Source organism: Halorubrum rutilum (assembly GCF_042665015.1).
GTDB classification, from domain to species: domain Archaea; phylum Halobacteriota; class Halobacteria; order Halobacteriales; family Haloferacaceae; genus Halorubrum; species Halorubrum rutilum.
Genome location: NZ_JBHTBL010000029.1, coordinates 1 through 7,907, shown reverse-complemented (window position 1 = coordinate 7,907; position 7,907 = coordinate 1). Strand labels below are relative to the sequence as shown.

The 7,907-nt window shown below is 60.2% G+C and carries 8 protein-coding genes and 1 pseudogene; 6 read left to right on the top strand and 3 right to left on the bottom strand.

Annotated features, from left to right (window positions below):
* Window positions 1-931, bottom strand: a 931-nt coding sequence (locus tag ACFQMF_RS15915; RefSeq protein WP_379792336.1) for a transcription initiation factor IIB, incomplete at its 3' end; no start/stop codon positions are given.
* Window positions 932-1,604: 673 nt separating this feature from the next.
* On the opposite strand from ACFQMF_RS15915, the gene ACFQMF_RS15910 reads away from it, so the two are divergent.
* Window positions 1,605-1,937, top strand: a complete 333-nt coding sequence (locus ACFQMF_RS15910; RefSeq protein WP_256409728.1) for a hypothetical protein — start codon at window positions 1,605-1,607, stop codon at window positions 1,935-1,937.
* A gap of 359 nt (window positions 1,938-2,296) precedes the next feature.
* Here ACFQMF_RS15910 and ACFQMF_RS15905 read toward each other — a convergent pair whose 3' ends face one another.
* Together ACFQMF_RS15905 and ACFQMF_RS15900 are read right to left on the bottom strand one after the other, a co-directional pair.
* On the bottom strand, window positions 2,297-2,626 hold the full coding sequence (locus tag ACFQMF_RS15905; RefSeq protein ID WP_256409727.1) for a hypothetical protein: 330 nt from the start codon (window positions 2,624-2,626) through the stop codon (window positions 2,297-2,299).
* Between the two features lie 5 nt (window positions 2,627-2,631).
* A complete protein-coding gene (locus ACFQMF_RS15900; RefSeq protein WP_256409726.1) occupies window positions 2,632-3,018 on the bottom strand; it encodes a DUF8105 family protein in 387 nt (128 codons plus the stop codon).
* A gap of 658 nt (window positions 3,019-3,676) precedes the next feature.
* On the opposite strand from ACFQMF_RS15900, the gene ACFQMF_RS15895 reads away from it, so the two are divergent.
* From ACFQMF_RS15895 to ACFQMF_RS15875, 5 genes and pseudogenes are all read left to right on the top strand, one after another.
* Complete coding sequence (locus ACFQMF_RS15895) at window positions 3,677-5,581, top strand: ABC transporter ATP-binding protein (RefSeq protein WP_256409725.1); 1,905 nt, start codon at window positions 3,677-3,679, stop codon at window positions 5,579-5,581.
* A 252-nt stretch (window positions 5,582-5,833) separates the two neighbouring features.
* Window positions 5,834-6,445, top strand: coding sequence for a peptide-methionine (S)-S-oxide reductase MsrA (gene msrA, locus ACFQMF_RS15890; protein ID WP_256409724.1), 612 nt, complete (start codon window positions 5,834-5,836; stop codon window positions 6,443-6,445).
* 81 nt (window positions 6,446-6,526) lie between these two features.
* Complete coding sequence (locus ACFQMF_RS15885; RefSeq protein WP_256409723.1) at window positions 6,527-7,027, top strand: FKBP-type peptidyl-prolyl cis-trans isomerase; 501 nt, start codon at window positions 6,527-6,529, stop codon at window positions 7,025-7,027.
* An 82-nt stretch (window positions 7,028-7,109) separates the two neighbouring features.
* Window positions 7,110-7,228 (top strand): annotated as a pseudogene (locus ACFQMF_RS15880) (AAA family ATPase); the annotation flags it as partial.
* 110 nt (window positions 7,229-7,338) lie between these two features.
* Window positions 7,339-7,632 carry a hypothetical protein gene (locus ACFQMF_RS15875; RefSeq protein WP_256409722.1) on the top strand — a complete coding sequence of 98 codons (294 nt, stop codon included), beginning with the start codon at window positions 7,339-7,341 and terminating at the stop codon, window positions 7,630-7,632.
* Window positions 7,633-7,907 lie beyond the last annotated feature (275 nt).

The window sequence follows — 7,907 nt, the reverse complement described above, 5'->3', positions numbered from 1 at the left end:
GTTCCGCCTCGAGGCCGACACCCGGGTCGTCGGTGCCGTGTTTGGCTTCGTAGGCGTCGACGAGCTCCCGACTGTACCGCGCGATTCGATTCCGGGATGTCGGCACAATCGTGCTCGCCGCCGCGGCGACCTGCTCTTGGGTGAGGTGCTTGTGCGAAAGCAGGCGATCCGCCGCGTACAGCGCCGACGCCGCGACGGTGCACCGTGGCGTCCTCGGCCCAACCGGCACCTGATCGCCGAGTTTCATCAGGTGTTGGGCCAGCCGCCACGTCCGCACCGCTCGCGCCCCAGGGATGGCGTCGTCAGCAAGCGCGTCGACGACCGCCATCACGGCGTTGGGCCTGATGAGCGGCGCGTCGAACCCACATTCACACCGGATCTTCCGCGCCGCAGCGCACACCCGCTCGTGGGGTGCTTTGGTGTGCGTCGCGACCGCGGCGTCGATCTCGTCCCGGTTGACCGATGAGGCTCGCGCGGCCAGGAGGACGGCGCCGCCGGCGAGTGCCTCCCAGGCCATCCGCCCGCCCGGCAGCCGCGCTTCCGAAGCGCTCCGGAGGTGTTGCGCTGCCTGCTTGATGACGTGGTCCGGCAGGGCCAGGTTGCCGCCGATCATCTCGACGTCCCGCAGGCCCTCGTTGAGCCGCTTCGTCCGCTTGCGCTTCTCGCCGAACTGCATCCGCTTGTGCCACTTCCGGAGGCGCTGGACCTTCTCCCACTGCTCGTTGCTCAGGGGATTACCCCGACCGTCGGTGTTCCGCCCGATCTTCGTGTGCAGGCCCTTGTCCGTCCGCAGCGGGTCCACCGTCTCGATGCTCTGGTCAGCGTCCCCGACCAGGCCCAGGTCGTTCAGCGTCGGGCTCAGGTCGACCCACTCGTCGGCGACGATCAGCCCACAGTCCGTGCAGAACGACTGCTCGTCTTCGGTGATCACCTGGCCCTCACACTCCGGACAGGCCGACTGCCTCGACGGTTCGTGTTCGACCGTCGGCTCGTGACCGCGTTCTTCGGTGGTCGTACTCTGTCCGTCCGAAACCGTCTTTTCGCTCGCGTTGTTACTCGTCATTGCAGTTTCCCGAAGGCGCTCACCACAGCGCCCGACACCGCGGCCCCAAACCGCGGTTTCCTCGACGTCACGACCGACAGAGCCGTCTGCGCGCTCTCGCTCGCGCCTTCGCGAGCGCCCTCCTGGGCGCGAGCGAGAGCGCGCCCGCACGGAGGGACACAACCAGCGCCGCGCGCCGACCCGCCCGGAGCGAGCGACCAGCGGAGAAAGCGTGGGGGGTGAGCAGCCACGCCGCGCAACCCCCCGTGCTTTCCCGCTGGCGCCGAGGGCACATTCACTTTAGCCCGGCAGTCCGCCCGCTACTGCAGGCAGACCGCCCGGAATGGTCGGTCGCGAGCGACGCGGAGGGCGGCAGCGGCGAGCGGCGCGAGCCGTTGGAGACACACCGGGCAGCCGATATCGTCGATGAGGAACCAGGCCACTACCTGGCGGACTCAGAAAGGGCGAGGCCGTCTCGATTGTCCCCCGACCCCGCAAGCACCGCAGGCACGAGGCGCGCAGCGGCGGTCGCGGGACGTCGAGCGGCCGAGGGCTTTCGACGATGATGCTTTACAATTGCGGGCTGGCTATCGGCACCCGAATGTCTGGCCTGTATGATGCGATTATGTCGTGGGCTGCCGACAGTGAGTACATCGACCCCGAACACGTCTGGCCGCTCGGGATTGGCTCCGTCGTCGTCCTCATTGCGCTCGTCGATGTCCGGGCCTTGAATCAACTTCTGGCGTCGCTTGACGGATTCACGCAGCTCCGACAGTTGCTGGTGATGGCACTGAAGGGGGTTGCCGCCGGGATGATTACGCACTTCGCTACAGTACGAGCGACATCTCGTTTCGAAGCCGGCAGACACTCCAAAGCAAGGAACGGGCACTCCTGATCATTCTCGGCGTCGGTGTCGGCGCTGGCCTCCTAATTGATGTCGTCATCCCCCAGCTGGTCGAACCTTTTCCGTTCGTCGTCGTCCAGACGACCGGCCTCCTGCTCGTGGTCGGTATGTGGTACCTGCATCTGCTGATCGAGAATTGGAAACTGTCGAACGAGTGGCCCCACGTACTGAGTGGGCTGCTCATTGCCTTCGGCCCCTATGTCCCATACCTGCTGTAGGACGAAGACAGGGGACATCGCGGTGAATGGCCGTATTCGTGGCTATAGGAATCACTACAGGATTTGCTAACAACCACCGCTACCGTCGGCACTGTCAGAAGCATCCCCCGGACGCTGCGGCAGGAATCAATTTCAATCGTCCTGTCGCGCGTTCAGCTCTACAAGGAATTGGCCGGCCGCCGTCCCGATTCGGACGCCGTCGATGGTGTCGACGTCGAGGTCTACCGTCGCAGTTCGAAACGGATACTCCTCAACGAGAATCCGATGGATAACGGTCCGAATAGTCTCCGAGCCATATCTGTCGACGACAGTCGCCATCACTTCGTCTAGGTGGGCGTCTTGATGATCCGCTCGTGGATGCTCTGCTCGCTCGAGGACGAGTTCGACGACGTCATCAACTGATGGATGTTCGGGGTTCCCGGTGCGCTCACGAACGTCATAGAGGGGCTCAGCGTCGGTCATCATACTTACTCCGTCACGTCCTCGCTCGTCTCTTCTGCCGCTGGCTCCAGCCGTCGCTGTCGACGAACCTCCGCGAGCGTGTCCTCCAGCGTCCCGAGCGCCTCGATGGCCGCGAGTTCATCGGTAATCTCTTCCAGAAGGCGGGCTCGCTCGATCGGGTTTGCATCACCGGCGGTTGTCTCGATTGCCTCCACGTGGAGCCGGCGCTCCTCTTGCCACCCACAGTCCCAGCACGTCCGGCCGACATTGAGCCGCTCGTCTTCAGCCGCATCGAGAACCGCGTCGGACAGTGACGTCGACGGCGGTCGATCCGGCCCGACCTCGAGCGTGACCGACCCACCACACGCGGGACAGTCCATATCCGACAGGATGCGCGCCGCCGTCATCAACATCGGGGGCCCATGGGACGGACTCACAGACAGGACTCTCAACGAGGCAAACCGGATACCCCAGGCTGGTCGGTGGGACGACGATCACCCCGGTGGCTCAGGAGACGAGATTGTACTCTCAAACTGATACATTCTGAAAGTCAGGATCCCAGAGATGGCCCCTCGGCCGGAGAGAGCCGGCGGCCTTCGCACATTGTATATCGCCTCTTTCTTTGGACGAAATCTGCGATATGCAAGGCGAAATAACGGACTCAAATTGCAGAAGATCCTCGTCGGGCCGATTTGAGGCAGTAGAAAATACCCCGACGAGCTACTACTCCACCACTAGTTCACTAGAATTGCTCGACCGGGGGGTAAGCGAGGCAAATTCGAGGAGTACTGAAGAGAGCCACGAATAGCCCTGTGTCAAGAATGACTCGCTGGATGGCCACGCGCTCCCGGATCACATCAAAAGAAACACCTATTCCCGCGAATTTGAGAGATTGACCCCACTCAAAATTGCCCGAGGGGGTTCGGTACAGGAAAGACAGCACTACAGTCCATCCTCTCAATATACTGAGGAAACGGCCCGTTCACAGTTGCCGACGCGACCGTGTGTAGGTGAGTGCTTCCACAGAGCGATGTCATCGAATACTTGTGCGCGAGTACGCTATCGAATCCAGTGACAGACGACCACGGCGGGTTTGAACACGTCCGAGAGAACGTTGACGGCCATCCGATGGTGAGTTTGCTCGGCTACGCCAAGCGCTACTGGCCGACCCTCACGCTCGGCGTGCTTGCGGCGTTTCTCACGCGATTTGCCCGACTGGTCCCACCAATTGTCGTCGCGGCCGCCATCGATCGAGCGATCCGCGGCTCGGCCGACGCGGGACTGTTGACCGATGTGGGCTTGCTGCCGCCGGGTGAGATCACCGGCGAAGCGGCTCGCCTCGTGGTGCTCGAACAGCTCGTGCTCATCGCGGTGCTCGCGTATCTGGTCCGGTCGGTCGCTCGGTTTATCTCTCGGTATCTGCTGCAAGCGACCGCCCAGAAGGTTCAGCGGGACCTGCGAAACGACACGTACGACCATCTCCAGCGGCTCTCGATGGATTTCTTCGCCGATCATCAGACCGGCGGGATGATGTCGATCCTCAACAGCGATATTAATCGGCTTGAGCAGTTCCTGAACACGGAGTTCCGGCAACTCATCCGCGTGGTCGCAACGGTCGGCGGGATTGCCATCATCCTGTGGACATACTCACCGAAGCTGGCACTCATCGCGCTCGCACCGGTCCCGGTCATTGGACTGGCTAGTAGCCAGTTTCTCACCTGGATTGAGCCTCGATATAAGTCAATTCGCGAGACCGTCGCTCGACTGAACACGCGGCTTGAGAACAACCTTGGTGGCGCTGCGGTGATTAAAGCGTTCGACCGGTACAGGTTTGAGGAGAGCCGGGTCGCTGCGCAGAGCGAGGCGTACCACGACGAAAAGGTCGCGGCGCTGCGAATCCGACGTGGATTCTTTGCGACCCTGCGGCTGTTAACCGGCGTCGTGTTTGTCCTTGTTCTCTACATCGGTGGCACTGATATCATCACCGGCGTGCCCGGCGAGGCAGGGGTGCTGACCCTTGGTGGGTTCGCGCTCTTTTTCCTCCTGTTACGGCGGCTGTACTCACCGATGCGCCGAGTCGGGAAGTCAGCAAATAAGTACCAGCTTGCGAAATCGAGTGCTGAGCGCGTGTTCGGGTTGCTCGACCGCGAACCGACGATTACGAGCCCCGACTCGCCGCACACCCCTGAGTCGATTGACGGGGACGTCACGTTCGAAGATGTTACGTTCGCCTACGGGGACCGCGAGCCGGTCCTACATGATGTCTCGCTTGATGTGCCGGCAGGGACAACGATCGGGCTTGCCGGGGCGACCGGGGCCGGGAAGTCAACACTCCTGAAGCTCATTCCCCGGTTCCACGATGTCGATGACGGGGCCGTCCGGGTTGACGGCACTGATGTCCGGGAGTATGATCTGCAGTCGTTACGGGACGCCATCGCCATTGTCGAGCAGAATCCGTATCTGTTCTCGGGGACTGTCGCGGAGAATATCGCGTACGGCGACCGCGAGACACTCGAGGCCGAGTGGGCAGACGGGCCTGACACAAGCGCCCGCGATCGGGTTGAGCGGGCGGCTGAGGCCGCCGCGGCTGACGAGTTCATCGAAGATCTTCCGAATGGATACGACACGCAAGTCGGCGAGCGAGGTATCAAACTCTCGGGCGGCCAGCGTCAACGTCTCGCCATCGCCCGGGCATTACTCAATGACCCCGAGATCATCGTTTTTGATGAGGCCACATCAGATGTCGATACGGAGACTGAGGAACTGATTCAAGAAAGTCTTGAGCGCTTGGTCGAGGAGCGGACCGCGTTCATCATTGCCCACCGACTGTCGACGATTCAGAACGCAGACGAGATTGTTGTAATGGATCAGGGCGAGATCGTCGAACAGGGAGGTCACGAAGAACTGGTTGCGGGCGAGGGAACGTATGCGAACCTCTGGCAGGGGCAGGCAGAGGCTGCTGCTGCCGACGACTGACGCTCGGCTAGATCCTGTTGTATTCCCCAACATGCTTGATGACGGATTCGACGGGTGGTGGACGAGTCGTGTCAATCCAAGTTCCGCCGGAAATTGGGTAGAAGCGTTCGCCTTCGCATGGAATCAGCGTATCTAACCGCTACCTACAAGATACGATAACATTCAACATATACGTCCAGAACCCCTGATCGAGAGTGGATGCGGCCCGATCCACGACCCGCTCTGAAACGACTCTACAGACGAGTGACCCCCATGGACCTCACAGAAACCCAAATCAAGGAGTACGACCGCCGTGCGAGAGATAGCGACGAGACTGAGACAGCAACCTTTGGACTTGGCTGCTTTTGGGGCCCAGATGCGCAGTTCGGCGCAATTGACGGCGTGGTCCGCACCCGCGTGGGCTACGCCGGCGGCACAACACGCGACCCGACGTATCACTCGTTAGGAAACCATACCGAGGTATTCCAGGTCGAGTTCGATCCCGACACCATCACCTACCGGAAGCTGTTGAACCTAGCCTTCGAGTCGCACAACCCACACCACCAGACCAGCAAAACGCAGTACCAAAACGTCATCCTGACTGCGACAGCGGCCCAGCAATCGACTCTCAACGAGTTCCTTTCGGCACAGGGCTTTACAGCCGATGGTATCAGCACACGCATCGAACAGCTCTCGCAATTTTACCTTGCTGAAGACTATCATCAAAAGTACAAACTCCGGTCCGTCTCATCGCTCATGGCCACGTTCAATGAAGCAGGATACGACGACCAAGCGGTACGTGAGTCGCCGATCGCGGCCAAGCTGAACGGATACGCTGCTGGACACGATGTAGCTGTAGTCAGAGAGTCTCTGGCGTCTGGGTGAACCCGCTGAGGATCGATTTACGTGGAATCGCTGAGATCTCCAGATGCCACAGCCTTTCCGTCTGGCACTTCTTGTGTAGGTATGTCGATAACTACTGGCGATTCGGTGACGATTGAGTACACTGGCAAACTAGACGATGGGACCGTGTTCGACACCTCCAAGGAGTCAACTGCCGAAGAAGCGGGGCTTGCCGAGGCCCAGCCCGACCGCGAGTATACGCCGTTGACGGTCGAAGTTGGCGGGGGACAAGTGATCGAGGGGATGGAGGAGGGGCTAGTCGGGTTGGAAACCGGTGAGACAGAGACACTGACCATTCCGCCTGAGAAGGCGTATGGGCAGCCCAGCGAGGAGAATATTGAGGAGTTTAAAACAGAAGAGCTCCGAGAGATGCTCGGTGGACAGCTTCCTGAGGAGGGAGCCTACCTTGAGGCCCAAGACGGCAGCCAAGGCGAAGTCATCCACGTCGACGAGGTTGTCATCCGAGCAGATTTCAACCCGCCGCTCGCCGGGGAGACGCTGACGTTCGATATCGAAATCATTGATGTCGACGGTGAAGACGCCGAGCTAGAGCATACCGAGTAACAGTCGAACACACTTTCCGACAATCGGCATCAGCGCTCGCACAAGAAAGCCAGTTCACGCCGATGTACAGCGGCAACAAGGGGTGTTCGACAGGTGCCTCAAGCACCGCGATGCTGAAATCAACCGTCCTCCAGCGTCCTCAAGTCTATCACAAACGGTGAACCCGCCAACATCGCCATCGTCACCGGGCCTGGCGGCGCGGATAACTTAACCAACAAAGTCCTGCTGCTGTTGCTTTCTGTTGGTTAATCATCGAGAGTATGACCTTTCCCGAGACGGGTCTTTATCCGCGCGATGGACCAAGCCAAGGTATGAGCGACTCGGCGTCTCCAAGCGCCTCTGTCTCGCTATCTGAGTCCACTGACATACCGGCAGTCCTGGATCAGGCTGGTATCGATTATGTCGGTGTTCATGACCATCGACTACTTGCTATCTATCACACCGGTATTTTCAATGTGGTAACTGAGTCGGAGCCGGTATCGAATGCGCACACCCTCCAGATCAAATGCTGGGAGGCACCACTTCCGGCTCGTGATGATGGGAGGTCACCACAGGAGCTTCTCGAAGACTTTGCCGCCGTATTTGACGGGGGCAATCAGAGCTAGAGTTGTCTGTCTGTATCTACGACCTAGCGATCGCGATGCGTACATCAGCGAGTGCTCTCCATGAAGTCCATCCAGCTCGAGCTCCTGTGGTCAGTAGAGAGCGAGCTCCGCACCGTCGATTAGATTTCTGAACGTTTCCGGAAACAGGGCGTTTCCACAATCAGAATCAGGGGACAGCGACACGATAGACGAACCAATGCAACGGCGACGAGGAGCTTTCCGGAACTGACCCGGTGAAGTTTTTATAACCAGACCGGAAATTACTCTGGCAGACC